This is a genomic window from Rhodococcus sp. 14-2470-1b (genome assembly GCF_002259415.1).
GTDB lineage: Bacteria > Actinomycetota > Actinomycetes > Mycobacteriales > Mycobacteriaceae > Rhodococcoides.
Window position 1 is genome coordinate 1 of record NZ_NPFY01000035.1, and the last position, 26,876, is coordinate 26,876.

General features: G+C 65.1%; 20 protein-coding genes and 1 riboswitch. Of the genes, 7 read left to right on the forward strand and 13 right to left on the reverse strand.

The features are described 5' to 3' along the window. The 6 genes from CH293_RS23235 to CH293_RS23260 form a co-directional block, all read right to left on the reverse strand. On the reverse strand, positions 1-2,952 hold a 2,952-nt coding region (locus CH293_RS23235), incomplete at its 3' end, for a condensation domain-containing protein (protein WP_141217214.1). A 599-nt stretch (positions 2,953-3,551) separates the two neighbouring features. Then, positions 3,552-5,123 (reverse strand): apolipoprotein N-acyltransferase, encoded by a 1,572-nt coding sequence (gene lnt, locus CH293_RS23240; RefSeq protein ID WP_094721619.1) that lies wholly within the window; start codon positions 5,121-5,123, stop codon positions 3,552-3,554. After that, positions 5,113-6,708: an amidohydrolase gene (locus tag CH293_RS23245; RefSeq protein WP_094721620.1), complete on the reverse strand. Its 1,596-nt coding sequence runs from the start codon at positions 6,706-6,708 to the stop codon at positions 5,113-5,115. The genes lnt and CH293_RS23245 overlap by 11 nt, the downstream gene beginning before the upstream one ends. A gap of 17 nt (positions 6,709-6,725) precedes the next feature. Next, on the reverse strand, positions 6,726-7,211 hold the full coding sequence (locus tag CH293_RS23250) for an FxsA family protein (RefSeq protein WP_217900784.1): 486 nt from the start codon (positions 7,209-7,211) through the stop codon (positions 6,726-6,728). Between the two features lie 100 nt (positions 7,212-7,311). Further along, positions 7,312-7,971, reverse strand: coding sequence for a response regulator transcription factor (locus CH293_RS23255; protein WP_037113452.1), 660 nt, complete (start codon positions 7,969-7,971; stop codon positions 7,312-7,314). Between the two features lie 15 nt (positions 7,972-7,986). Continuing rightward, positions 7,987-9,147 carry a sensor histidine kinase gene (locus CH293_RS23260; RefSeq protein ID WP_094721621.1) on the reverse strand — a complete coding sequence of 387 codons (1,161 nt, stop codon included), beginning with the start codon at positions 9,145-9,147 and terminating at the stop codon, positions 7,987-7,989. A 17-nt stretch (positions 9,148-9,164) separates the two neighbouring features. On the opposite strand from CH293_RS23260, the gene CH293_RS23265 reads away from it, so the two are divergent. The 3 genes from CH293_RS23265 to CH293_RS23275 are packed head-to-tail and all read left to right on the forward strand — an operon-like array spanning position 9,165 to position 12,834. Further along, positions 9,165-9,932: a TSUP family transporter gene (locus tag CH293_RS23265; RefSeq protein WP_020110051.1), complete on the forward strand. Its 768-nt coding sequence runs from the start codon at positions 9,165-9,167 to the stop codon at positions 9,930-9,932. Next, a complete protein-coding gene (locus CH293_RS23270; protein WP_052059545.1) occupies positions 9,914-11,479 on the forward strand; it encodes a TldD/PmbA family protein in 1,566 nt (521 codons plus the stop codon). The genes CH293_RS23265 and CH293_RS23270 overlap by 19 nt, the downstream gene beginning before the upstream one ends. Further along, complete coding sequence (locus tag CH293_RS23275) at positions 11,476-12,834, forward strand: metallopeptidase TldD-related protein (protein WP_094721622.1); 1,359 nt, start codon at positions 11,476-11,478, stop codon at positions 12,832-12,834. The genes CH293_RS23270 and CH293_RS23275 overlap by 4 nt, the downstream gene beginning before the upstream one ends. 29 nt (positions 12,835-12,863) lie before the next feature. On the opposite strand, the gene CH293_RS23280 is transcribed toward CH293_RS23275, so the two are convergent. The 4 genes from CH293_RS23280 to cobN all read right to left on the reverse strand — a co-directional run bounded on the left by CH293_RS23280 (position 12,864) and on the right by cobN (position 19,211). Continuing rightward, complete coding sequence (locus CH293_RS23280; RefSeq protein ID WP_019666244.1) at positions 12,864-13,289, reverse strand: VOC family protein; 426 nt, start codon at positions 13,287-13,289, stop codon at positions 12,864-12,866. A gap of 146 nt (positions 13,290-13,435) precedes the next feature. Next, positions 13,436-15,061, reverse strand: a complete 1,626-nt coding sequence (locus CH293_RS23285) for an amidohydrolase (RefSeq protein WP_037113450.1) — start codon at positions 15,059-15,061, stop codon at positions 13,436-13,438. An 81-nt stretch (positions 15,062-15,142) separates the two neighbouring features. Next, a complete protein-coding gene (locus CH293_RS23290; RefSeq protein WP_020110055.1) occupies positions 15,143-15,520 on the reverse strand; it encodes a PPOX class F420-dependent oxidoreductase in 378 nt (125 codons plus the stop codon). A gap of 16 nt (positions 15,521-15,536) precedes the next feature. Next, the gene (gene cobN / locus CH293_RS23295) at positions 15,537-19,211 is read right to left on the reverse strand and encodes a cobaltochelatase subunit CobN (RefSeq protein WP_094721623.1); all 3,675 of its coding nucleotides are present in this window, start codon (positions 19,209-19,211) and stop codon (positions 15,537-15,539) included. 1 nt (position 19,212) lies between these two features. Beyond that, positions 19,213-19,334, reverse strand: a riboswitch (adenosylcobalamin-variant (AdoCbl-variant) riboswitch). A 69-nt stretch (positions 19,335-19,403) separates the two neighbouring features. Between cobN and CH293_RS23300 the strand changes: the two genes are divergently transcribed. From CH293_RS23300 to cobJ, 4 genes are read left to right on the forward strand one after another with little or no spacing between them, the layout of a single operon-like run. Beyond that, positions 19,404-20,801, forward strand: coding sequence for an alanine--tRNA ligase-related protein (locus CH293_RS23300; RefSeq protein WP_094721624.1), 1,398 nt, complete (start codon positions 19,404-19,406; stop codon positions 20,799-20,801). Between the two features lie 9 nt (positions 20,802-20,810). Continuing rightward, positions 20,811-21,983, forward strand: a complete 1,173-nt coding sequence (gene cobG, locus CH293_RS23305; RefSeq protein WP_255122965.1) for a precorrin-3B synthase — start codon at positions 20,811-20,813, stop codon at positions 21,981-21,983. A 31-nt stretch (positions 21,984-22,014) separates the two neighbouring features. Continuing rightward, complete coding sequence (locus CH293_RS23310; RefSeq protein WP_094721626.1) at positions 22,015-22,641, forward strand: precorrin-8X methylmutase; 627 nt, start codon at positions 22,015-22,017, stop codon at positions 22,639-22,641. Beyond that, a complete protein-coding gene (gene cobJ / locus CH293_RS23315) occupies positions 22,638-24,143 on the forward strand; it encodes a precorrin-3B C(17)-methyltransferase (protein ID WP_094721627.1) in 1,506 nt (501 codons plus the stop codon). Before CH293_RS23310 ends, cobJ begins: the two co-directional genes overlap by 4 nt. Here cobJ and CH293_RS23320 read toward each other — a convergent pair. The 3 genes from CH293_RS23320 to CH293_RS23330 are packed head-to-tail and all read right to left on the reverse strand — an operon-like array spanning position 24,121 to position 26,860. Continuing rightward, positions 24,121-24,882 carry a cobalt-precorrin-6A reductase gene (locus CH293_RS23320; RefSeq protein ID WP_255122966.1) on the reverse strand — a complete coding sequence of 254 codons (762 nt, stop codon included), beginning with the start codon at positions 24,880-24,882 and terminating at the stop codon, positions 24,121-24,123. The two genes, cobJ and CH293_RS23320, sit on opposite strands and share 23 nt — an antisense overlap. Next, positions 24,879-26,099: a precorrin-6y C5,15-methyltransferase (decarboxylating) subunit CbiE gene (gene cbiE, locus CH293_RS23325; protein ID WP_176460105.1), complete on the reverse strand. Its 1,221-nt coding sequence runs from the start codon at positions 26,097-26,099 to the stop codon at positions 24,879-24,881. Before cbiE ends, CH293_RS23320 begins: the two co-directional genes overlap by 4 nt. After that, a complete protein-coding gene (locus CH293_RS23330; RefSeq protein WP_094721630.1) occupies positions 26,099-26,860 on the reverse strand; it encodes an SDR family NAD(P)-dependent oxidoreductase in 762 nt (253 codons plus the stop codon). The genes cbiE and CH293_RS23330 overlap by 1 nt, the downstream gene beginning before the upstream one ends. Positions 26,861-26,876: the final 16 nt, after the last annotated feature.

Consider the following 26,876-nt stretch of genomic DNA (forward strand, 5'->3'; position numbering starts at 1 on the left):
GGCGGCGTCGCCACCGGTCACCACGACCTGCAGATCGTCCAGTCCAGCGGGATCCACCGAAGCCAACGCCGCAGGCGTCACGAACGCATGGGTCACCGACTCCCCCGACAACACCGCAGCCAACTCGGAGCCGCCGTACACATCCGTCGGCGCAATCACCAGCGTGCCGGCGCCGCCGAACGCCAGCAGCAATTCGAGCACCGAGGCATCGAAGCTCGTCGACGCGAACGCGAGAACACGCGAGTCGGTGGTGACCCGGAAGCGGGTCCGCTCCTCCTCGACGAAGTCGCCGAGTCCGCGGTGCGTGACCACCACGCCCTTCGGCACACCTGTCGATCCCGAGGTGTAGATCAGGTACGCCGCATCGTCCAGCGACGGAACGGGACTCGACTCGGTCGGACCGGAAACATGGTCTACGACAGCGACAGTGGTTTCGTCCGGCACCACCCAGTCCACCGAGGATCCGGCTTCGGTCAGCACGTCGACGTACTCCGTTGTCGACACACCTACCGTGACAGCGGAATCCGACAGCATGTGTGCAAGTCGATCGACCGGGTACGACGGATCCACCGGTACGAATGCACCGCCGGCCTTGGCCACCGCCCACACAGCAACGACGTACTCCACCGACCGACGCAATCCGACGGCCACGAACGAACCGACACCGACACCGCGTGCGACCAACGATTCAGCCAACGCAGACGACCGAGAATCCAGCTCTCCGTAGGTCACGGGTGCACCCGAACCCGCAACCACCAAAGCCTCGGCGCTCACCCCCGCAGCTTCTACCGCGGAGGCGAAGATCTCCGACAACAACTGCCCGTCCACCGACGACACACCCCGGACAGGGACGAGCGCAGCCCGCTCGGCATCCGTGAGAATATCGACGTCGCCGACCGAACCGGCCGGATCGGTAGCCGCACTGCGCAGCAACGTCACGAGCCTGTCGACATGCGCCTGCGCCGTGCTGTCGTCCGCTTCCGAATCATGGACGAACTGGATCGACATACCGGCGGGAACGCCGAGTGCATCGAACGTCTCGTGCGCGGTGATCACGACGTCGACCACATCGAGATCGTCGCCCAGGTCCTCGACTCCGAACGACAGAAGTACGCGGATCAAGTCCGCTTTCGTGGACCCCGCCGAGTTGACCGTCGCACCGACCGACTCCAACGTGGCGCCCGCGTGAGCCAGTGCAGCCGAATCGATGTCACGCAGCCGAGCACCGAGATCGGAGAACGACTCCGCTGCGTCGACCGCCGAGCGGAGGACGACCACGTTGCCGTCGGTCGATCGCGTACGCACGCCGATCGAGATGTCGGCTTCGTCGGCCAGTCGTGACAGCAGCACGGCCAACGCCGAGTGAACAGACACCAGCACGCTGGCGTTCTGGTGGTTGGCCGCCGACAACAGGCCCCGGTGGGTGGCGGCGTCGATCGACGCGGATGCTGTCCTTCGCGTCGGAGCGCCCGTCCGTTCCCCGTCGGATTCTGCGCTGCCGAAACCGGCGAAGCCGACGGGGCTGGGCGCGTCGGAGAGAACCGAGGTCCAGTAGTCGAGTTCGGAACGCTCGGCGCGCCGAATCCTTCCCACGTCCGCACTCGGCTGATGAACGGTATCGACCGCGTCGTGCGGGCTCGCTTCGACGAACGCGTCGACGACCTCGACGAACGTCCGGTGGTGACGGACGAGGTCCTCGTCGACGTAGCGATTCGGGTTTCCGCGAAAGTCCACGAACGTCTTTGCCGGGCTACCACTCTGGTAGATGTTGACCAGGAGGTCCTCGACCGGACCGGAGGTGACGATATTGAATTCGCCTGCAATGGAACCGAGTTGGATCTGCTGGTGGAACAGCATCACATTGACCATCGGACCCGTGAGGTCGGCGTCCCGGCCGCGCGTCGCGAGTTCGCGCCGAATGTCTTCGAGGCTGAATCTCTGGTGGCGCAACGCACCCATCAGTTCCAGCTGCACCTGCTGGACGAGGTCGCCCACGGTGCCGTCGGGATCCACGCGAATCGACAACGGTGCAACGTTGACGAGCATGCCGCCCGAGCGACGGAGCAACGCCGTGGTTCTCGCCGACACTGGAATGTTGACGAGGACCTCCTCGCGGCCGGTGACCCTGGCGAGGTAGCACGCGAACGCGGCGATGACGACGGCCGCGGACGTCGCGCCCTTGGTCGCGTCCGATGCTTCGAGAGCGTCGACGATCTCGGTGCGCAACGCTTCGCTCGACAGTGTGCTTGCCGCGACAGTCGCGCCGGGGGTGTTGGCGAGGGAAGCACCACCACGCGCATGACCGACGTGTTCGATCCAGTAATCGCGATCCGATTCGAATCGACCGGAGGAACGGTACTCCTGGTCGAGCTGGTACAGCTTCTGCAGCTCGGCCGCTTTTGCCGGTGGTGGCTGCCTGCCTTCCTGCTCCGCGGTGTAGAGCTCCGCCGTCCGGTTCACCATCGTCATGGCGCCGTAGCCGTCGAGCGCAACGTGGTGGATCTTGCTGTACCAGAGGTACCGGTCGTCCTCGACGTGGAGAATCCAGACGTCCACCAGGCGATCGGTGGTCACGTCGACCGGAGCGGTGTAGTTGCGATCGATCCACGTCTTCGCCGCGGTCATGGGATCGTCCTCGGACCGCAGATCGAGGTAGTCGACCGAGTCGTCGATGCTGTGATCGATCACCTGCATCGGTTCGCCATCGACCTCGAACAGACGGATGAAGGCGGATTGAAACTCGTGACCGGCCTGACGCGTCGACTTCCTCAACAACTCCAGGTCGAGGTCGCCCCGCAAGTCCACGTACTGGGCGATGCAGACGGGCACCGACGGCGCCAACTGCTGCGCGAACCACATTCCACGCTGAGCCGACGACAACGGGAACGGCTCCGACGCACCTCCCTCGGGAGGAAGTGATCCATGGGACTCGCCTGAGACCGCGGCGCGCATTCAGACACCTTTCCGAGTCGACGTCGAAAGAGACGACGAACGCAGCGAAGAATTGTCGGGGACAGTTGCCGAGGCACTAGCAGTCAACAGTCATTTCCGTTCCGAGCGTGGTTCAGCAACTGGGCCCTGGTCGAGTACAGGTCTATCGGTACGGCTATCCGCCTGCCCGACCGTTCACAGTTGGTTCGTTGCGCGCTACGGTCGGGATTGGGTGCGGAAAGAAGTCGAAAAAAGGCTCGATGACGGTTTTCGAGGCTCTCGACGAGCCTGAGGATCGATTCGGAACAATTAGTTGAATTCGATAGTCGAGCAACGCACACACCATCGACGACCCCTCCCGTACGTACACGTCACCGACCGCGCAATTGTGGGGAATTGCGCGCCAACGATCAGTTGCGATCCAGGGACCACAGCGGTCTACAAACATACAATAAGAACCCGCCGGTTTTGTAGCGGATCACTATTGAAGAATCGAGCCTACGTCACGATTCGTTACACGAATCGCGCTCTCGAACAGGCCGACCACGAATCCTCCGTCCGAATGACAGTTCAACATTCTCGAGAACTGTTTACGTGCGAGTATCAGAATTCAAGCCTGTTTATCGTGCATTTTCGGACATCGAGTTCTTTTTTCGGTTGACCACTGCAGCGCCGATCACGAACACCCCGGCCAGCACGCTCAGCAGATATTCCGGCCACTGCCCTACTGCGGTGGCAACCGTCGTGTCGGTCCGAAGAGCAACACGTTGAACGAGAACCTCCGGTACGAACAGATCGCTCGCTTGTTGGACGTCGCCCCGGGGAGACACTGTCGCACTGATTCCGCTCGTCGCGGCGACAACGACCTCCCGGCCGTGCTCGACCGCGCGAATGCGGGACATCGCCAACTGCTGATACGTCATCTCGGTGTCACCGAAGGTCGCGTTGTTCGTGGGGATTGCGATGAACTCCGCACCCGATCGAACGGACTCGGTCAACGCTCGGTCGAACGCCACCTCGTAACAGGTCGCGATTCCGACCGCCACGTCTGCGGCATGGACGACACCGTTGCCTGTGCCGGGCACGAAATACCCGGCACGATCGGCATATTCGGAGAACAAACGAAAGAAACTTCGGTAGGGCAAGTACTCACCGAAAGGTTGAATGATCTTCTTGTCGTGACGTTCACCCGGACCGTCGGCGCCGTCCCAGGCGATGACCGAATTGGTGGTGGTCCGGTCATCGTTGACCAGAACGGAACCGACCAGAATCGGAGCACCGACGGCCTCCGACGCCTCGGTGATCAGTGCCGCCGCGTCCGCGTTTCGCAACGGATCTATGTCCGAAGCGTTCTCGGGCCACACGACGATGTCCGGTGCGGCCGCTCTGCCCGCCGCCACGTCGTCGGCCAGGCGTAACGTCTCGCGGACATGGTTGTCCAACACCGCTCGTCGCTGCGCGTTGAAGTCCAGGCCCAACCGAGGAACACTCCCCTGCACGGCCGCTACGGTGATGGATCGTTCGTCACCGGACTCCTGAGCAGGCGCCAGAGTCGGTAACAGTGCGAGCGCGGCAACCGACGCGACCACGGTGGTAGCCGTGGCGGTCGCCCATCGGCCACGCGAACGTGGCCCGAGGATGCACGCCACGAGCGCTGCGATTCCGCACCCTGTCAGCGCCACACCGAAACTCAGCAGCGGCGCTCCACCGACACTCGCCAATGGAAGCAGAAATCCGTCCGGCTGGCCGAACGCGAGCCTGCCCCAAGGAAATCCGCCGAACGGAAACGACGATCGCGCCCACTCGACGAGACTCCACGCCAGCGCAATCGACAACGGCCACCACCGAGACCTCGCGAGGACAGCTGCCAGGACGCCGAAGATTCCGATGAACACGGACTCGGCGACGGCGAGAGCCAACCACGGTAACGGCCCGACGTACACCCCGATCCAGGGAAGCAGCGGGACGAAGAAGCCGAGGCCCGCCACGAACCCGTACCCGAAGCCGGCCTTCTTCGACTGGCGATGCGGTGATCCGATGCCCAGCACGACCCCGACGAGGATCGCGATCCCGACCGGGGCGAGGAACCACAGGTGCCGAGGCGGAAAGCTCGCGAACAGCAGTAGGCCGGCCCCGGCGGCGATGACGGTGGAAACACCGACGCGCAGGATCGCGCGCGGATCACGCTTCATGGATCACTCGTCCGCGATGCACCGTGCGCAGGCACCGAGGACTCGGCGACAGCGGATCGAGCGCCGGCAGCGGGGGTACTCCGGCCCTCGGATCGGTCGACCACCGCGCAACCGAATCGGCGGGTGCTCGTACCACCAGCTCGTCGGCATCCCAGACGGCGTAGCTCGCGGGGGCGCCAGGAAGCAACGTGCCTGCCAGACCGTCGCGCACTCCGCCTGCTCGCCACGCACCTCTGGTGGCGGCCGAGAATGCCGCCCGTGGTGACACCGCGCTCCCGGGTGTGCGATGTCCGACTGCGCATCGGAGAACGCCCCACGGATCGACGGTCGTCACCGGGGCGTCCGATCCGAACGCGAGGGACACACCTCTCGATGCGAGCGACGCGAACGGGTTGAGCGCCCGCGCCCGGTCCACACCGAGTCTGGATGCATACAAAGCATCGTCACCACCCCACAACCCGTCGAAGGCCGGTTGCATGCTGGCGATGACCCCGAGGGATGCGAGAACGTCCGCCTGAGCGTCCGACACCATCTCGAGATGCTCGATCCGGTGCCCGAGCGCAGCTACCGCCGGACCGCCGAACACCTCGGCGGTCCGGAGCAACGCCGAGGTGACTGCGGCGACGGCGCCGTCTCCGATCGCATGGAATCCTGCCTGAATGCCGGCTTCCGTGCACGCGGACAGATGCGCGGTGATGGACTCGACGTCCTGAAAGGCGATGCCGGTGCCGGTGTGATCGGCGTAGGGCTCGGTCAGCCACGCAGTGTGGGAGCCGATGGATCCATCGACGAACAGGTCTCCACCCAGCGCGGCCGCGCCCGTCGACGAAAGCAGGTCGCGGGCGTGCTCGGCGCTGGTGGCCAGTTCGCCCCAGTAGCCGCGCACCTCGACTCCGTGTTCCGTAGCCGACAACTCGGCGAAGTCGGTCGAGCCCGAGATGTCCGGGCCGGCACACTCGTGGACCGCGCAGACACCCTGGGCCGCATACAGATTCAACGCCGCAAGCCGGGCCCGGGCGCGCAGGGGCGATCCGATCAACGCCCGCGCCGTGGACCGGACCGCGTGGTGGGCGTCTGCCGTCACGGGCTGCTGCGGGTGGAACCCCAACTGCGAGCCGGTGATGCCGCTCGCAGCTCGAAGTGGCGTCGAGCAGGCGGCCGAATGTGCATCGATCCGCGACAGATACACGTTCCTGCCCGGCGCGATCGCATCCAGATCGGCAGTCGTCAGAGCACCACCATCGCTCCACGCGGAATCATCCCAACCTTGTCCCCACACGACGTCGTCGGACGTCCGCTCGACATACCGACGGATTCGATCCAGGCAGTCCGCCCGGGACACAGCTTCCGTCAGATCCAGTCCGACGACGGACAACCCGAGCGCCGTCGTGTGCACGTGCGAATCGACGAACGCAGGCGCGACGAACGCGCCTGCGAGATCGATTTCCTCGGCTCCCGGATGCAGAGCTCTGCCGGTGCGATCCTCGCCGGTCCATGTCACGACACCGTCGGTGACGGCCATCGCCGTTGCGTCGGGTGCCGTCGGGCTGTAGATCCGTCCACCGAGGAGCAGTTGGGTACTCACGACAGACCAGTCTGCCCTCAGCGAGTCGGCTTCTGGAAATCCTGGGGCTGCGCTTCGATGATCAAACCGGACGGCCGCGGGCTCGTCGATTCCGGGACGACCTCGCCGTCGATGACCGTCGGTCGCATCCGCGCCGTGGTCGCGGCGACAGTGGGCATCCACCGTGCGGCGGCGAGCAGGACCAACGGCCGCAGCGCCCACCTCGTGAACGGCAACAGGAGCAGGATGCCGAAGAGCGACGTCACCAGACCGGGCACGAACATAGCCACTGCACCTATGGCGAACAGCACACCGTCCGCGACTGCGACACCGGGCGCGCGCTCACCACGTCCGGCGGCGCGCAAGCCGTCCATCACCCGTCGACCCTGAGACCGGACCAGAATCAGGCCGACAGCCGATCCCGCCAGCAACAGCAGCACGGTCCACAGCACACCGATGGCGCTTCCTACTGCGACCAGGGCCGCTACCTCCACGATCACGTACAGAAGAAAGAGAGCAAACACCGTCGTTCCTTTCGTTGCCTGTAGCGACAACGAACGAAGTGGTCTGGAATACTCCCGAACCCTGCGAGATCTTCGTCTTTTATCAGAAACCGGGGCGCCTCTACGACCCCGGACGAACGAGTCCGGTCTCGTAGGCGAGGACCACAGCCTGCACCCGGTCACGCAGACCGAGTTTCGTGAACATGCGACCGACGTGGGTCTTGACCGTCGCCTCGGACAAGCTGAGTCGCTGCGCGATCTCGGCGTTCGACAATCCCGTCGCCAGCAGCTCGAGGACTTCGCGCTCGCGGTCCGTCAGAGCGTCGAGCATCGCGGGATCACGTAACGGGGTGGCCTCGTCTGCGACCAATCTCGTCAGCAACCGCTTGGTGACCTTGGGCGAGACGACGGCATCGCCCCCGGCGATGCTGCGAATGGCGGACACCAGATCGTCCGGTGGAGTGTCCTTGAGAAGGAACCCGCTGGCACCGGCACGGATCGCGCCCAGCACATGCTCGTCCAGATCGAAAGTCGTCATCACCAGCACCCGCGAATGCGACGCCGAGGACGTGATCTGCTCGGTGGCCTCCACACCGTCGATGCCGGGCATCCGAACGTCCATGAGAACGACGTCGGGCTGCAAGTCGGCCACCGCCTCCAACGCCGCTGTGCCGTCGGCGGCCTCACCGACGACGTCGATATCGTCCTGCGCGTCGAGCACCATCGTCAGTCCCATACGCATGAGTTCCTGGTCGTCGACGATGAGAACGGAAATCGGCACCTGCACAACCTATCTTCACTCGAGCGGTAGCTCCGCTCGAACTCGCCACCGACCGTCCGAAATCCTGCCCGCCTCCAGCGTTCCCTGCAGAACTGCGACGCGCTCCCGCATACCCAGCAAGCCGTTTCCGGTCCCTTCGACGGCGATGGGCTGGGCACCGACACCACTGTTGAGAATCTCGACGAGCACGTCCTCGTCGCGACGGACCACCGACACCGACGCCTTCGGGGCATGTCCACCGTGCCGAAGCACGTTCGTCAGCGATTCCTGGACCAGCCGGTGGACACCCAGGCTGATCGCCGGACTGATGTCGTCGAGATTGCCGGTCTGTTCCAGCTCCACGTTCAAGCCGGCCCTCGACATCATGTCCACCACCTTCGCCAGGCCCGCAGTGCCGTACATCGGCATGTCGTCCGCATGCGGGTTGGTGCGCAGCAGCGCAACCGTGCGCCGCAGTTCGGCGAGAGCAGCGCGCCCCGTCGCGGAAATGTTCGCCACTGCCTGCTCGGCACGCTCGGGGTCCTTGCGGATCGCATACGACGCACCGTCCGCTTGGACGACCATCACGCTCACTCCGTGGGCGATCACGTCGTGTAACTCTCGGGCGATCCGTGTGCGCTCCATCGCCACCGCGTCCTCCGCGCGTCGATCACGGTCGTACTCCGCAACGGCGAGCCTCGCCTCGACCGCCTCGTCGTAGGCCCGCCGCGCGCCGAGGAACTCTGCCGCCAGCCAGGCCAGCGCATACATCAGCACCGTGAACAGAATCGATGTGAACGGGTCCTGATCCAGGAAGACCAACGACACCACCCCGTCGATCGCCACGGCAACGAGGTAGATCGCACCGTCGCGCCGACCGACATACGCCACCAGCGTGTACAGCATGATCGGAAGCGCGAGCAGCGACGGATGCAGACTGGTTGTGTCCCCCACCGCATGCCCGGTCAGAACACTCAGGATGGACACGATCAGTACTGCTCCGGACACCGTTCGCGGGTGACGCCTGCGCCACGCCACCGGAGCCGACACGGCCACTGCTACCAGCACGAACAACGGCCACTGCACATCGGTGGCCGAGCCGACGAACACGATGGCGTCCATCAGGAACAACGCGCAGGCCAGGAGAGAATCCGCGACGAAGGGCTTGCCCCTGAGCCACAGGCTGAATCTGCGCATGTGATTGAGTTTGCCGTATGACGGCTGCCGACTGGGGATTGCTCATGGTCGCCGCGTTCAGCGCCGGGTGGGTCGATGCCGTCGTCGGAGGCGGCGGCCTCATTCTGCTTCCGGCACTGCTCGTCGTCGCCCCTGGATTGTCCGCACAAGCCGCTTTGGCGACGAACAAGATGACCGCAGTGTTCGGAACGTGCGCAGCCGTCGTCACCTTCGCTCGCAAGATAAAGATCGAATGGCGAGTGATGGCGCCTGCAGGCCTTGCCGCAGCCGTCACGTCGGCATGCGGTGCGGCCGCAGTCTCTCTCATCGACCGCGACCTGTTCATTCCGATCATCATGGTCGTCCTCGTGGGAGTCGCCATCCTGGTGACGGCGCGGCCGACGATCGGCACTGTGGCAGCCCACAATCCACCGAGTCGACGCAAGTTTCTCGTGGTGGTCTTCCTGGCGGCGGGTGCATTCGGCTTCTACGACGGAATCCTCGGACCGGGCACCGGCACGTTCTTCATCATCGCGTTCGCCACCCTGCTCGGTACCGAGTTCGTCCGCAGTGCGGCGATGGCGAAAGTGCTGAACCTCGGTTCCAACGTCGGCGCTTTGGCCTTCTTCGCGATCACTGGCCACGTGCTGTGGCAATTGGGTGCTGCGATGGCCGTGTGCAATGTGATCGGCGCGCTGCTCGGGTCGAGGACCGCACTGTCGAGGGGATCGGGTTTCGTCCGAATCGTGCTGTTGGTGGTGGTGATCGGCATGGTTGTCCGCCTGGGATGGCAACAGTTCGGCTAATCTCCATCCCTGTGACCCTGCCTCCGCACACGCACGCACGCACCGTCGATGCGGATTTTCTCGAACTCCCTCTGAAAGCACTGGCCGGTGCCGCACTGGACGCGGCGAGGCGAGCCGGGGCATCCCACGCGGACTTCCGAGTCCACCGGTTGGTCACCCAGTCACTGAACATGCGCGACAGCATCGTTCAGTCGGCGGTGGACAGTTCGGAGATCGGTCTTGCGGTCCGTGTGGTCGTCGACGGAACGTGGGGGTTCGCTTCCGAATCCGAGCTGTCGGAAGCGTCTGCCGCACACGCAGCGCAGTCCGCAGTCTCGGTGGCACGGGCACTGCGCTCGCTCAACCGCGAATCCGTCGAACTGGCCGACGAACCTGTGTACCGCGACGCGGCGTGGGTGTCCCCCTACACCGTCGATCCGTTCTCGGTCCCGACGACGGAGAAAGTAGAGCTTCTCGCCGCCTACTCGGATTCCCTCCGCACCGCCGAGGGCATCGATCACGTCACCGCGTCCGTCCTGCAGGTCAAGGAGCAGACGTTCTACGCCGATCTCGCCGGCAGCTCCATCACCCAGCAGCGGATTCGCCTGCACCCACAGTTCGAGGCCACCACGGTCGACCACGAGGCAGGCGCGTTCGAGACGATGCGTACGTTGGCACCTCCCACCAGTCGCGGATGGGAGTATCTCGGCGCCGGCAGCACATGGGACTGGTCCGACGAACTGGAGCGGATTCCTTACTGGTTGTCGGAGAAAGTGAAGTCTCCGACGGTCACCCCCGGCAATCTGGACCTGGTCATCGACCCGACCAACCTGTGGCTCACCATCCACGAATCGATCGGCCATGCAACCGAATACGATCGTGCCATCGGATACGAGGCCGCCTACGCGGGCACTTCGTTCGCCACGCCGGACAAGTTGGGGACGCTGAAGTACGGCAGTGACCACATGCACGTCACTGCGGATCGCACCGAACAGCACGGACTCGCAAGCATCGGATACGACGACGACGGCGTCGCCGCGCAGCAGTGGGACCTGGTCAAGGACGGCGTACTCGTCGGCTACCAGCTCGACCGCGTGTTCGCCCCCAGGCTCGGCCTGCCTCGTTCGAACGGCTGCTCGTACGCCGACTCGCCGCACCACGTACCGATCCAACGCATGGCCAACGTGTCGCTTCGACCGGACCCCGACATCGACCGCACAGTCGACGATCTCGTAGCCGAAGTCGAGGACGGCATCTACATCGTCGGCGACAAGTCCTGGTCCATCGACATGCAGCGGTACAACTTCCAGTTCACCGGCCAACGCTTCTTCAGGATCCGGAACGGCCGGCTCGACGGCCAGGTTCGCGACGTCGCGTATCAGGCGACGACAACCGACTTCTGGGGTTCGATGGAACTGGTCGGCGGCAAATCCACGAGGCGGCTCGGCGGTGCGTTCAACTGCGGCAAGGCACAACCCGGGCAAGTGGCGGCGGTCAGCCACGGATGTCCGGCTGCACTGTTCCGCGGAGTCAACGTGCTCAACACTCGATCGGAGGCAGGCCGATGATCGCCGGACACGAGGTTATCGAACGTGCACTGACCGCGGCGACGGTCGACGAGACGATCGTGATCGTCACCGATTCCAGCGAAGCCTCGCTTCGCTGGGCAGGCAACTCGATGACCACCAACGGCATCTCGACGCTTCGACGCTGGACTGTTGTCTCGATCGTCCGCACCGACGCAGGCGCCCGCGTCGCGACCGTGTCCTCCACGTCGGTCGAACCCGCGGACATCGCAGGCGTCGTCGCCGCATCGGAACGAGCAGCACGCGCGGCCGGTGTCGCCGAGGATTCGATGCCGCTTCTGACGGGCACGAGCGTGCCGGACGGCTGGGAGGCACCGTCGCAGCGAACGAACATCGATGTGTTCGGTTCGCTCACCGGGGACCTGTCGACGGGGTTCGACGGCACGGACCAGCTCTACGGATTCGCACACCACCAGGTGGAGACGGTGTGGCTGGGAAGTTCGACCGGGCTTCGCAACCGATACACCCAACCGACAGGATCGGTCGAGATCAACGGCAAACGGGGTGACGCCAGCGCGTGGGTCGGCACCGGAACCACGCGATTCGACGACGTCGCGGTGGACTCACTGCTGGCCGATCTCTCCACGCGCCTCGACTGGGCCGAGACGCGCGTCGACCTCCCCGCAGGGCGGTACGAGACGATCCTTCCCCCGTCGGCAGTCGCAGATCTGATGATCTATCTGATGTGGACGATGGAGGGGCGGGGCGCGCAGGAAGGACGAACCGCCTTGTCGCGAGCGGGTGGCACTCGGATCGGCGAGAAACTGGGCACTCTCGACCTGACGTTGTTCTCCGATCCAGCTGTACAGGGACTCGAGTACTCGCCGTTTCTGGCAACTGGATCGTCCAACGACTCGGTGTCCCTGTTCGACAACGGTCTCCCGACCTCACGCGTCGACTGGATCGATCACGGCGTCATCAACGCCCTCGCCTATCCGCGCTTCGCAGCCGAGGAGTATTCGGCTCCGGTGACCGTGCCCGGCGACAACTTGATCCTGACCGGTGGCGTCACGTCCATGGAGGACATGATCGCCGACACCGAACGTGGCCTGCTTCTGACGACTCTGTGGTACATCCGCGAAGTCGATCCCACGTCGTTGCTGCTGACCGGCTTGACACGAGACGGCGTGTACCTCGTCGAGGACGGCGAAGTCGTCGGATCGACGAACAACTTCCGTTTCAACGAAAGCCCGCTCGACCTGCTCCGACGAGCAAGCCAAGCGGGCATCAGTTCGCCGACACTACCTCGGGAATGGAAGGACTGGTTCACGCGAACGGCGATGCCGCCGTTGCGCATTCCGGACTTTCACATGTCCTCGGTCAGCGCTGCTCAGTAGTATCAGCGCGGCCCAGTAGTCGTCGACACCTACTCGGCCGGTCCCGAGACCTCGAGTGCGATGTTGTCGGGGTCGCGGAACTCGAGGATCGCGAGGCCGGGGCCTCCGCTCTTGATTCCCTCGTGCGCGATACCCAATCGGTCGAGAGTGTCCACCGCATCCTGCAGCGCCTGACGACTGTCCACGCCGAAACTCAGGTGATCGAGCCCTGCACGATCCGCGTCGAAGTTGTCGTCGTCCGGTGCGACGGGACGGAGACCGAACAATCCGCCGGGAAACTGATAGATGACTCCACCGAACAGAAACCACAGGGATTTCTTGGTCTCCTCATCGGCATTCGGGTCGTACTCGAACGCCACATCGAAACCGAACACGTCGTCGTAGAACTTTCGCGAGACGTCGATGTCGCTGACCGTGAGTCGGACATGGTGGAAATCCGTAGCTGCAATAGGCACGGTGCTTCTCCGCTCTGGTGGCCTCTGCCACCCGTTGTTCGTCCTCTATCCGACACCGCCCTGCCTTGTCGTCCGCAGGCCGCCGATCTACATGTACCCACTTGCGCATATCGGAATCAGACAGAATCCGACCGAATGACAACGCGTCACGCGGACCCGTCGTACACCTGCACACCGCCCAGATAGGTCGCGAGAACGTCCAGGTCCGCGATGGTCTCCGGTGGGACGTCACGGGGGTCGGCGGACAGAACGACGAAGTCCGCGTACTTGCCGACCTCGATCGATCCGATGACGTCGTCGGAGAACAACTGCCAGGCGGCATCGATGGTCTGCGCGCGGATGGCCTGATCGACCGTCAGGCACTCTTCCGGGGCGGACACCGATCCGCTGGGCGTCGTTCTGGTCACCGCCACGGCGATGTTGCGCAGCGGTTCCTCTGGTGTGACCGGCGGGTCGTTGTGCAGCGAAATCCTCATGCCTGCTGCGACGGCAGACCCGGCAGGCATCCAACGGCTACCGTGCTCGGGACCGAACAGTCCGTCCACCAGGACGTCTCCCCAATAGTGGATCTGATCGACGAACAGACTGCACGTGACACCGAGAGCCACAGCACGCCTCAACTGATCCTGCCGGATCGCGCCGACGTGTTCGAGCCGCAGCCGGTGATCGGAACGAGGATGACGGCGAAGCACACTGTCGTAGACATCGAGAATCGTGTCGATCCCGTTGTCTCCCATCACGTGACACGCGATCGGCCAGCCGCGCGGGAAGTAGGCGTCGACGATCTCGGTCAGTTGTGCGCGGGTGTAGTTGGCGTGTCCGCAGGACCCGGGTTCGACGCCGATGCTGCGGGTCGCGTCGGTGTCCAGGTACGGGAACGACAGATCTATGTTGCCGATCCACGGCGAGCCGTCCACCCAGATCTTGATTCCGGTGTGCCTGATCATGTCGTCCCCAGCCCCAGGATCGGTGCTCGCCGTCATCGCCGGATTCGACATCTCGTAGGTCCGGAGCCGGACGGTCAACGCTCCGGATTCCTCGAACCCGGCCACCAGCGGCCCGAATTTCGGGTCGTACGCCATCTCGGAACACGTCGTCAGGCCGGCACGGTTCAGCCGTGCACATTCAGCGGCAAGCATGGCCGGATAACCCCCTGCGGTCATCGCACCCGCGACGAGCGGAAACACCGCTCCGGTCTCCCGCGCGGTCCCGTCCAGCTCGCCGTCGACGTCTCGGCCGTACGCCGCGCCTTTGGGGTCGGGGGTGTCTCGATCCAGACCCAGGCTCCGTGCTGCTGCCGAATTGAAGAACGCGAGATGCCCGGAATTGTGCAGAACGACCAGAGGTGTTGCCGGCGCGATCGAGTCCAGCCAGTCCAGTGTTGGATCGGGAAGTCCGTGCTGCAACAGTGCATCCCAGCCGCTGAGGAACGCTCCGTCGTCACCGCGTCTGACGACTTCGCTCCGTATCGCGTCCAGGATTTGCGTCGGATCGGTCATCGTCACCGGGCGGATGTCGACCATCCGATCCGAGAGCACCAACGCTTCCATGAGCGGATGACCGTGGGCCTCGACCAACCCCGGCAGCACGCATCCGTCGCCGACGTCGATCACCCGGGTGGCGGGCCCGACGAGACGTTCTGTTTCGGACCGAGAGCCGACGGCCACGATTCGGCCGCCTCTCACACCGACGGCTTCGGCGGTGGGACAGGACGGATCGACCGTCAGAATGCGGCCGAGAAGTACCAGGTCTGCGTCACCGAAGTCCGACATGAGCGCCAGTATCGCTCCCGACCGGGCCGGTCAGCGTGGAATCAGCGCGACGGCGCCCCATGACCACCGCATCTCACCCGATCATGATGGGACGACGGAAATGCCGACCGTCCCCGATTTGCCACGACGCAGTGAACTGCCCTTCACCGTCAGCCACCCGAGGATGCCGTACTTCGACGCGATCGCCGCACGTGCCTGCTCGGTACCTGCCGCATCGAGGATCTCGGCGACGCCGTCCACCGCCGCACCTTCGACCTTGCCACGCGCAGTGCACGGCGCAACCGTCACCTTCGCGTTTCTCTTGATCCGCTTGACCTTCCACGAGTCCGTCGTCGTCCACACCAGCAGCCGGTCGCCGTCGCGCGCCCCCCACAGCGGCGTCGCGACGGGCGTGCCGTCCTTCTTGAACGTGGTGAGCGACACGTACTTGCCGTCGGCGATCTCCTGGAACGTGGCCATGCCGACCAGGATACGGCTATTCGCCCTCGAGGTCGCCTTCCGTTTCCAGGTAGACCTGGCGCAACCCATCGAGGATGTGCTGGTCCGGTTCCGCCCACATCTTGCGTTCCACGGCCTCGAGCAGCCTTTCGGCGATACCGTGCAGCGCCCACGGGTTGGACTGCTGCATGAACTTCTGATTCTGCTCGTCCAACACGTACGTCTCGGCCAGCTTCTCGTACATCCAGTCCGCGACGACGTCGGTGGTGGCGTCGTACCCGAACAGATAATCGACGGTCGCCGCCATTTCGAATGCGCCCTTGTATCCGTGCCGACGCATCGCCTCCAGCCACCGCGGGTTGACGACGCGTGCACGGAACACGCGTGCCGTCTCCTCCGACAACGTGCGGGTCCGCACCGATTCCGGCCGCGTGCTGTCGCCGATGTATGCCTCGGGCGACTTCCCCGTCAGCGCGCGGACGGTGGCGACCATGCCGCCGTGGTACTGGAAGTAGTCGTCGGAATCGGCGATGTCGTGCTCACGCGTGTCGGTGTTCTTGGCAGCGACGGCAATTCGTTTGTACGCCGTACGCATGTCGTCCGACGCAGGAACGCCGTCGAGTCCGCGTCCGTACGCGAACCCACCCCAGGTCGTGTAGACCTGGGCCAGATCCTCGTCGCTCCGCCAGGTCTTGCTGTCGATCAGCTGTAGCAGCCCTGCACCGTAGGTGCCCGGCTTCGAACCGAAAATGCGCGTCGTGGAACGACGTTCGTCACCGTGCTCGGCGAGGTCCGCCTGCGCGTGCGCACGTACGTAGTTCTGCTCCGCCGGCTCGTCCAACGCAGCCACCAGACGAACCGCGTCGTCGAGCAACGCCAGAACGTGTGGGAAGGCGTCACGGAAGAACCCACTGATGCGAACGGTCACGTCGATGCGCGGCCTACCGAGTTCTTCGAGGTCGATGACCGCAAGCGTGGTGACACGCCGCGACGCTTCGTCCCACACCGGCGACACACCGAGGAGCGCGAAGACCTCGGCCACATCGTCGCCCGACGTGCGCATCGCCGACGTGCCCCACACCGACAACCCGACCGATTTCGGCCACTCGCCGTGATCCTTCCGGTACCGAGCCAGCAGCGACTCCGCCATCGCCTGCCCGGTTTCCCAGGCCAGCTTCGACGGCACGGCCTTGGGGTCGACCGAATAGAAGTTGCGCCCGGTGGGGAGCACGTTGATCAAGCCGCGCAACGGCGAACCGCTGGGGCCCGCAGGGATGAATCCACCGTCGAGGGCGTGCAGAACCTGCTCGATCTCGCGCGAGGTACCGCGCAGACGCGGGACCACCTCGGCCGCGGCGAACTTGAGGATCTCGGCGACCGTGTGGCCGTGCTCCCCGGCGACTTCCTCGGCTCGGGAGGGATCCCACTGCGTGAGCTGCATCGCCGCGACCAAACCGTGAGCGATCGCCTCGACCTCGTCGACCCGGACGCGCTCCTCGTCGCCGTCCTCGCTGAGGCCGAGAGCCTCGCGCAAGCCGGGAACCGACTGCTCACCGCCCCACATCTGACGGGCGCGGAGCATGGCCAGCACGAGCTCGACCTCGGCGTCGCCGACGGGTTCGGAACCGAGCACGTGGAGACCGTCGCGAATCTGCACGTCCTTGATCTCGCACAGCCACCCATCGACATGCAGGAGCATGTCGTCGAACACTTCTTCGTCGGGTCGTTCCTCGAGCCCCAGATCGTGGTGCATCTGAGCGGCCGTCATGAGCGTCCAGATCTGCTGGCGAATCGCAGGCAACTTCGCTGGATCCAGCGCCGAGATGTTCGCGTGCTCGTCGAGCAGTTGCTCGAGACGTGAGATGTCGCCGTAGCTTTCCGCGCGGGCCATCGGAGGAATCAGATGGTCGACGAGGGTGGCGTGCGCACGCCGCTTCGCCTGAGTGCCCTCGCCCGGATCGTTGACGAGAAAGGGGTAGATCAGCGGGAGGTCGCCGAGAGCTGCGTCGGTTCCGCAGGAGGCGGACATGCCGAGTGTCTTCCCGGGTAGCCATTCGAGGTTGCCGTGCTTGCCGAGGTGCACCATCGCGTCGGCTCCGAATCCGCCGTTCTCCGCGGAGGCCTGAATCCAGCGATACGCCGCCAGATAGTGATGGCTCGGAGGCAGGTCCGGGTCGTGGTAGATGGCAACAGGCTTCTCCCCGAATCCACGAGGCGGCTGAACCATGATGACGACGTTGCCGAACTGCATTGCGGCAATGACGATCTCGCCTTCGGGATCGACCGACCGGTCCACGTACATCTCGCCCGGAGCGGGACCCCAATGTTCCTCGACTGCCGACGTGAGATCCTCGGGTAGTTCCTCGAACCACGTCCGGTACTGCGCGGCCGAGATACGGATGGGGTTGCCCTCGAGCTGCTCGGAGGTGAGCCAGTCCGGATCCTGACCGCCGCGCGCGATCAGCGCGTGGATCAGAGCGTCACCGTCACGCGCTGCGAGACCCGGAATGGAGTCGGGACCGTCCAGTGGACCCAGATCGTAACCTGCGGTCCGCATCTCGGACATCAAGGCGATCGCACTGGCCGGAGTGTCGAGGCCGACGGCATTGCCGATCCGGGCGTGCTTGGTCGGGTACGCCGAGAACATCAGCGCGATCCGCCGGTCCGCCGCCGGGATATGGCGAAGCCTCGCGTGACGTACGGCGATACCCGCGACGCGCGCCGCTCGTTCGTGATCGGGAACGTACGTGGTGAGCCCGTCGTCGTCGATCTCCTTGAACGAGAACGGAACGGTGATGAGTCGGCCGTCGAACTCGGGAACGGCCACCTGGGTGGCGACGTCGAGCGGCGAGAGGCCGTCGTCGTTCTCCTCCCACGTCGCGCGACTGCTCGTCAGACACAGTCCTTGCAGAATGGGAACGTCGAGGGCGGCGAGTTTGGCGACGTCCCACGCCTCGTCGTCTCCGCCTGCCGACGCACCTGCGGGTTTGGTGCCGCCGGCCGCCAACACGGTCACGATCATCGCGTCGGCGGACTTCAGAGTGTCGAGCAGCGCGGGGGCGGCGGTGCGCAACGACGCGCAGAAGATGGGAAGCGCGCGGCCACCCTTGGCTTCGACAGCCGCGCTCAGAGCTTCGATGTACGCCGTGTTCCCGGCGAGATGCTGGGCGCGGTAGTACAAGATCGCAACGACAGGAGCGGAGCCTGCGGAGTGACCAGGAGAGACAGGAGCGGAGCCTGCGGAGTGACCAGGAGAGACAGGACTTGAATTTGTGTCGTGGCTGGGTTGCCGGTCGAGGGTGCCCCAGGTGGGGGTGTGCATCGGCGCCGCGAATCCGTGTCCGGTCAGCAGCACGGTGTCGGAGAGAAATGCGAAGAGCTGTGCGAGGTTGTCCCGCCCGCCTTCGGCGAGGTAGTTGTGGGCCTGCGCGGCGACGTTGCCGGGAACGGTGGACAGTTCCATGAGTTCGGCGTCGGGTGCCTGTTCGCCGCCGAGAACGACGACCGGGAGTCCAGTCGCGAGGACTGCGTCCACGCCTTCTTCCCACGATCTCTTCGATCCGAGGATGCGGAGCACGATCAGATCTGCGCCGTCGGCCAGGATCGGGACGTCGCCGGCGAGGAGCCGTGACGGGTTGCCCCACCGGTAGTCGACCCCGCTGGCGCGCGCCGACAGCAGATCGGTATCCGACGTGGACAGCAACAAGATCACGGGTAACACCCTCCTGGGGTTTTCGCGCCCCTGGTCGTTCTACGTGGCAGCTTCGGAGAGGGTCTGGCTGTGACAGTGGCGCGACCGCACCGGACTTGCACCGGATTTCCTCTCGGCCGAAGCCTTCTGGTGGGGAATGCTACCGAAGTGAATCCGCTGCCGTGTCCACCCGTTCGCTCGTAGCATCGAACGATGGATGCACGGGACATACGCAGCGCGTACCTGCAGTTCTTCGCCGACCGTGGCCATCGGGCGATCGAACGAGCGTCGCTGGTGCCCGTGGGCGACCCGACGACCCTGTTCAACGGCAGCGGTATGCAGCAGCTACTCCCCTATCTACTGGGGGCCGAGCACCCCGAGGGGACGCGTCTGACCGACAGTCAGCCGTGCGTTCGCGTGCAGGACATCGAAGAGGTCGGCGACAACCGGCACACGACGTTCTTCGAGATGCTCGGCAACTGGAGTCTCGGCGACTACTTCAAGGAACAGCAGATTCCGTGGTTCTGGGAGTTCCTCACCGGTGTCGTCGGCCTCGATCCCGCCCGGATCTTCGTGTCGTGTTTCGCCGGCGACGAGCGGTATTCGATACCGAAGGACACCGAGAGCGCCGACGTGTGGATGTCGATGTTCGCCGCAGCGGGCATCGACGCGGGTCGTGTCGATCTCGGCACGGAGGAACACGGCGGCCGAGTCGGTAGCAACGGGGCCAGGATCGCGTTCTACGGCGCGAAGAACTGGTGGTGCCGCGCGGGCTCGGCCGATGCGATGCCGGTCGGGGAACCCGGCGGCCCGGATTCCGAGGTGTTCTACCTCTATCCCGACGTTCCTCACGACACTGCATACGGCGAGTTCTGCCACCAGAACTGCGATTGCGGGCGCTACATCGAACTCGGCAACTCGGTGTTCATGCAGTACGTGCGGACCCCGGACGGATTCGACACGCTGCCGCGCCGCAACGTCGATTACGGAGGTGGACTCGAACGCATCGCGGCCGCGGCGATCGACAGTCCCGACGTGTTCCGTAGCTCTCTGCTGTGGCCGATAGTCGAAAAATTGGAAGCTCTGACCGGTGCGACGTACGCCTCCCACACCGCGGCCATGCGGGTGGTGGCCGATCACCTGCGCGGTGCCGTGTTTCTCGCAGTGGACGGCGTGCGTCCCGGCAACAAGGAGCAGGGGTACGTGATGCGCCGGTTGATTCGGCGCGCCGTTCGATTCGCTTTCGACCTCGGCGTGGAGCAGAACTTCGTGCAGGACGTGGTCCCGACGATCGCCGGGTTGTACCGCAGTGCGTATCCCGAGGTGGACCGGCGTCACGACGAGATCATCGCAGTGCTCGTCAAGGAGGAGAAGGCCTTTCGGCAGACACTGCGTCGGGGGCTGCGGGAACTGGCCAGAATGGCAGACGGACCCGTCACCGGGGAGGAACTGTTCGTCCTCTACGACACCTACGGGTTTCCGGTCGAACTCGGCGTCGAGGAAGCCAGGACGCGTGGTCTGACCGTCAGTGCTCGGTGGCGTACGGAGTTCGACGCGAAGATGCGCGAGCAGCGCGAACGCTCCCGCGCCGCCAACAAGATGCACTTGTAGCCTGAAGAAGTGAGTTCGACCGATCCCCGAGCCGTCCCGGACAAATGCCCGGGCGCCCTGTCCATGCACCAGGCTGCCGACGGTTCGCTGGCTCGCGTGCGCCTACCGGGCGGAATGGTCACTCCAGCGCAGATGCTCGTTCTGGCCGGCGCTGCGACCGATCTGGGCAACGGCTCGATGGAGTTGACGTCGAGAGGCAACGTTCAATTTCGCGCTGTGTCCGACGGAGACGAGCTCGCACGCCGGCTGTCCGATGCGGGTCTGTTGCCGTCGCCGACGCACGAACGAGTGCGCAACATCCTCGCATCGCCACTGACCGGTCGAGTCGGGGGAATCGCAGACGTACGCGACTCGATCGGCCGACTCGACGCCGCCCTGTGTGCGCGGCCGGCACTGGCCGAACTTCCGGGCCGCACACTGTTCGCACTGGACGACGGCCGAGGCGACGTTCTCACGGCGCGCCCGGATTTCGCGGCAGCAGCCGTATCCCCCGAACACCACCTTCCCGGCGATCCAGCGGACGAGGAAGCCCACTACGCGCTGGTTCTCGCGGGTCGGGACACGGGTGTACGCATTGGCGAAGGCGATGTCGTCGACGTACTGCTGGCGTCAGCTCAGGCGTTCGTGGACCTGCGAACTTCCGAATGGCGGTTGAGCGAGCTCGACGACGGACCCGAACGAGTGCTTGCGGCACTCGGCTCGACTCCGACGGACGCGAACCGCCTCGAGGTGGGGACGTCCTCGACTCCCCCCGTCGGTTGGCTACCGCAGGACGACGGCCGGGTAGCGCTCGGCGGAGCGCTCGCCCTCGGTACGTTGGACGGCCGACTCGCCGAGTTCTTGGCGGCGATCGACAGACCATTGGTCCTCACCCCCTGGCGCAGCGTCGTGGTGTGCGATCTGGACGAGGGCATGGCCGACACCGTGGTGCGTGTTCTCGCACCGTTGGGTCTGATCTTCGACGAGAACTCACCCTGGATCGATGCCAGTGCCTGCACCGGCTCTCCCGGATGCGAGAAGTCGAATGCCGACGTCCGCGCCGATCTCACCGACGCGATCGACGCAGGCACGGTCGTGCGCGGACACCGACAGCACTGGTCCGGATGCGACCGTCGGTGCGGTGCGCCGAAAGGAGATGTGCTGAACGTGATCGCCGGACCGACCGGATACCGGGTGTCCTGACCGGTTACCGGCCTGACCTATCGTGAACGCCATGCACGACTACATCCGCGACGGCGCGGAGATCTACCGACAGTCCTTTGCGACCATCAGGGCCGAGGCGGATCTGTCGGCATTCTCCGCGGACATCGCGCAGGTCGTCGTACGGATGATCCACGCAAGCGGCGAGGTCGACCTGACCGAGGTCATCGGCGCCACGGCGAACGTCGTCCGCGACGCGCGCGCAGCGTTGAACTCCGGCGCCCCGATTCTGTGTGATGCCAACATGGTTGCCGCCGGCGTCACCCGTCGGAGGTTGCCCGCGGACAACGAGGTTCTCTGCACGCTGTCCGACCCGCGGGTTCGCGACCTGGCGGACACACTGGGGACCACCAGGACTGCCGCGGCGCTGGAGTTGTGGGGAGACCGACTCGAGGGCGCCGTTGTCGCGATCGGCAACGCCCCGACCGCGCTGTTCCATTTGATGGAAATGCTCGCAGCCGGCGCCCCCGCGCCTGCCGCCATCGTCGGAGGTCCGGTCGGCTTCATCGGCGCGGCCGAATCGAAGGAAGACCTCATCGCATCCGGACTCGGCGTCGAGTATCTCGTCGTTCGTGGCCGCCGCGGTGGAAGTGCGATCACCGCTGCAGCCGTCAATGCCATTGCGAGCGAAGAAGAATGAGCATCGCTCCAGGCAAGCTGTGGGGTGTCGGCATCGGCCCGGGTGACTCGGAACTCGTCACCGTCAAAGCCGCCCGCATCATCGAGGCAGCCGATGTCGTCGCGTTCCACAGCGCGCGTCACGGCCGAAGCATCTCCAGAGGCGTCGCAGCACCGTACATGCGTGACGGTCAGATCGAGGAGCACCTGGTGTACCCGGTCACGACGGAGACCACCGATCACCCGGGCGGATATCAGGGTGCAATCGACGAGTTCTACGAGGAAGCCGCGGCGCGATTGGCGGCCCACCTCTCTGCCGGTCGGGACGTCGCGTTGCTCGCCGAGGGCGATCCGCTGTTCTACAGCTCGTACATGCACATGCACAAACGACTCGTCGGCACCTTCGACGTCGAGGTGATACCCGGCGTGACATCGGTCAGTGCGGCATCTGCGGCGTTGAAGACTCCCCTCGTCGAACGTGACGAGGTGTTCACGGTCCTGCCTGGAACCTTGCCTGCGGAGGAACTGACGCGGCGGCTGGCCGCCACCGACGCAGCAGCGATCATGAAGCTCGGTCGCACCTTCCCCACTGTCGTGCAGGCACTGACCGACGCAGGCAGGCTGGACGAAGCGAGATATGTCGAACGCGCGAGTACGGAGGGCCAGCGCGTCTCGAACGTTGCCGACGTCGACCCGGCAGCGGTTCCGTACTTCTCGATGGTCGTCGTGCCGAGCCCGGCCAACAACGTCGTGTCCCACACTCCCCTGGACGGAAATGGTCGAGTCGGTGAAGTCACCGTCGTGGGCCTCGGTCCGGGTGCGGACAGCTGGACGACCGAGGAGGTGCGTCGAGAACTCGCCCGCGCCACGGATCTCGTCGGATATGTCACCTACCTCGACCGAGTAACGATGCGGCCCGCGCAGATTCGGCACGCGAGCGACAACAAGGTGGAGTCCGAGCGTGCAGCATTCGCACTCGACCTCGCCAAACGCGGCAAGCGTGTGGTTGTCGTCTCGTCCGGTGACCCCGGGGTGTTCGCGATGGCGTCGGCAGTGATCGAGGTAGCGGCCGAACCGCAGTGGGCCGACGTTCCGGTGCGGGTGGTCCCCGGCATGACGGCCGCGAACGCGGTCGCGAGCCGGGTGGGCGCGCCGCTCGGACACGATTATGCGGTCATCTCGCTGTCCGACCGCCTCAAGCCGTGGGACGTGGTCGCGAACAGGATCACTGCTGCCGCGGCCGCCGACATGGTCATCGCCGTCTACAACCCCGCGTCGAAGTCCAGGACGTGGCAGGTCGAGAAGATGCGAGATCTGCTGTTGCAACACCGTAGCCCGCAGACTCCGGTCGTCGTAGGACGCGCGGTGGGCAGCGACGAAGAGTCTGTACACGTCGTCGAACTGGGCGATCTCGACCCGAGTCGAATCGACATGAGGTGCCTGCTGATAATCGGCTCATCGCAGACGCAACTCGTGGAGACCGGAACGGGCCGGCAGGTGTTCACCTCGCGTCGTTACCCCTGACGTGGGCGTGCGCTCGAAGCCAGTCCACGACGGCACCGACGGTGCCTGCAGAGAAGTCCGCCCCCGCTTCCCGAGGTCGGTCGATCATCACCACGGGGACACCCAGGCGACGGGCTGCGGCCAACTTCGCGTCCGTCATCGCTCCACCGCTGTTCTTCGTGACCATCGTGTCGATGCGATGAGCCTTCATCAACTCGATTTCGTCGGCCTCTGCGAAGGGTCCGCGCGCGAGCAGCACCTCGTGATGCGGCGGTAGTGCGCCGGTCGGCGGATCGATGCTCCGGACGAGAAACCAGGTGCGCTCGATCCACGCGAAGGCACCGACGTTCTGGCGTCCGATCGTCAGAAACGACCGACGGGACAGGCGCTCGACGGTCTCGGCTGCCTGGGAGACCGATCGGACACGAACCCACCGGTCTTCGGTGGACGGCGTCCATGCAGGGCGTACGAGCCTGACCAGCGGTGTCCCGGTGGCGCGCGACGCCTGGTGCGCGTTGGCCGAGATCGACGTCGCGAACGGGTGCGTCGCGTCGACGACGACATCGACACACTCGCGTTCGAGCCACTGCGTCAGTCCCGTCGCACCACCGAACCCTCCGACCCGCGTTGCACCAGCGGGCAGCTGTGGGTCGTGCACACGCCCCGCCAACGAGGAGACGACATCGAGGAGCGGATCGTCCGCGACGTCCGCGGCGAGCGAACGAGCCTCCGAAGTTCCGCCCAGCAGAAGGATTTTCACCGTTTGACGGCTGTCCATTGCGTGACGGGCATCTGGGGCCTCCAACCGGTGAAGGATCCCAGCGGTTCGGCCCGGTAGATCTGAAATCTGCGCAGTGAACCGCCGAATCTCGAAAGACACTGCAGAAGCAATGATTCCGACTCGGCGGTGACCGCGTTGGCAACCAGTCGCCCACCCACGCGAAGCCGGTCCCAGCAGGCGTCGATCATGGCGTCGTTGGTCAGACCGCCACCGATGAACACGGCGTCGGGCACATCGTCGGGTACGTCCTCGAACGCATGGGGTGCACGACCGAGTACTCGAAGGCCTGGCACTCCCAACGTCGATGCGTTGGCAATTATCTGCGCTCGTCTGGGGACCGCGGATTCGAAAGCAACTGCCCGGCATCGTGGGTGAATTCGCATCCACTCGATGGAGATGGAACCCGAACCGCCTCCGACGTCCCACAGCAACTCACCGGGCGCGGGAGCGAGTGCACTCACGGTCAAGGCACGGACCTCGGCTTTGGTCAACTGCCCGTCCCCGGAGTAGGCCTCGTCGGGTAGACCCGGAACACGGGTGAGGCGGCCCGACCCGTCGTCGGCGACACAGTCGATTGCGACGACGTTGAGCGGGTCTCCGGCCGGGTGGGTCCACGAGCCGGCCTCACCCGCCACGGACCGCTCGGAGGATCCACCCAGTTGTTCGAGCACGATCATCGGCGACGCGGAATAGCCTGCCTCGCAGAGCCTTTCGGCGACCGCTGCTGGCGTGTCCTGATCCCGCGACAGAACGACGATGCGTGCACGGTGGGCCAGCGCCGCGACGAGTGCGCTGGACGGCGTGTTGACCAGATTCACGGTGGCCACCTCGTTCACCGCCCAACCGAGTCTGGCACAGGCGAGCGACACCGAGGACGGAGCGGGGACGACATGCAGTCTCGCTGCCCCGAATTCCCGCGCGAGCGTTACCCCGATGCCGTGGAACATCGGATCGCCGCTCGCGAGAACGCAGATTTTTCGGCCGTCCCATTCCGAGAACGAGGTGTGCAGGCTGGGGACGAGCGGGGTCGGCCACCGGCGAGCCTTCTCCGACGGAACCGGTGTCGAGTCGAGTTGACGCCTGGACCCGAAGACGACGTCGGCCTCCGACACGAGGGCCCGTGCCGACTCGGCGAGTCCGTCCCACCCGTCGGCACCGATCCCGACGACGGAGATGGGTTGCACCTGCGGCGACATCACCGAGGTGCCTTCCGCCACAACCACTGTGGTACGAACCTGATTGCGAAGTAGATCGGCGCGAGGATGCCGGGAATCCAGACGCTCGACTTGTCGGCAGCCAGCGCCGAGTCGACCGCGTCGGCTACTTGCACTGGAGTGCTCGAGAACGGAGCCGGAGACATGCCCTTCGTCATCGAGCCGATGACGAATCCGGGGCGAACGAGCAACAGGCTGACGCCCGACCCTCGCAGTGCGTCGGACAACCCCGTCGCGAATCCGTCCAGACCGGCCTTGGCCGATCCGTACACGTAGTTCGCCTTCCGCACACGCACTCCCGCGACGGACGAGAACACGACGATTCGGCCAGTCCCCTGGGCGCGGAGAAGGGTGGCGACGCGAGTCAAGACTGCGGCCTGTGCAACGAAGTCGGTGTGCAGAATCGCCGCTGTGTGAGCAGCATCCTTCTCGGCACGTGCCTGATCGCCGAGGATCCCGAACGCAAGCACAACGGTGGACAGGGGTCCGTGCTCGGCGACAACCGACTCGAGGACGGCGCCGTGCGACCCGAGATCGTCGGCGTCGAACTCGACCGTCGCCACTGTCGTCGCACCTGCGGCCACGACCGCGGCGACTTGTTCGGTCAGATCTGTGCTTCGGCGTGCGGCAAGCACGACGGTCCGGCCGGACGCCAGACGTGTGGCGAGTTCGAGCCCTATCTCGCTACGTCCGCCGAGAACGAGAACCGTGCCTTCGGGTGCAGTGGTCGTCACGACGGTCATTGTGGCCGATTACCGT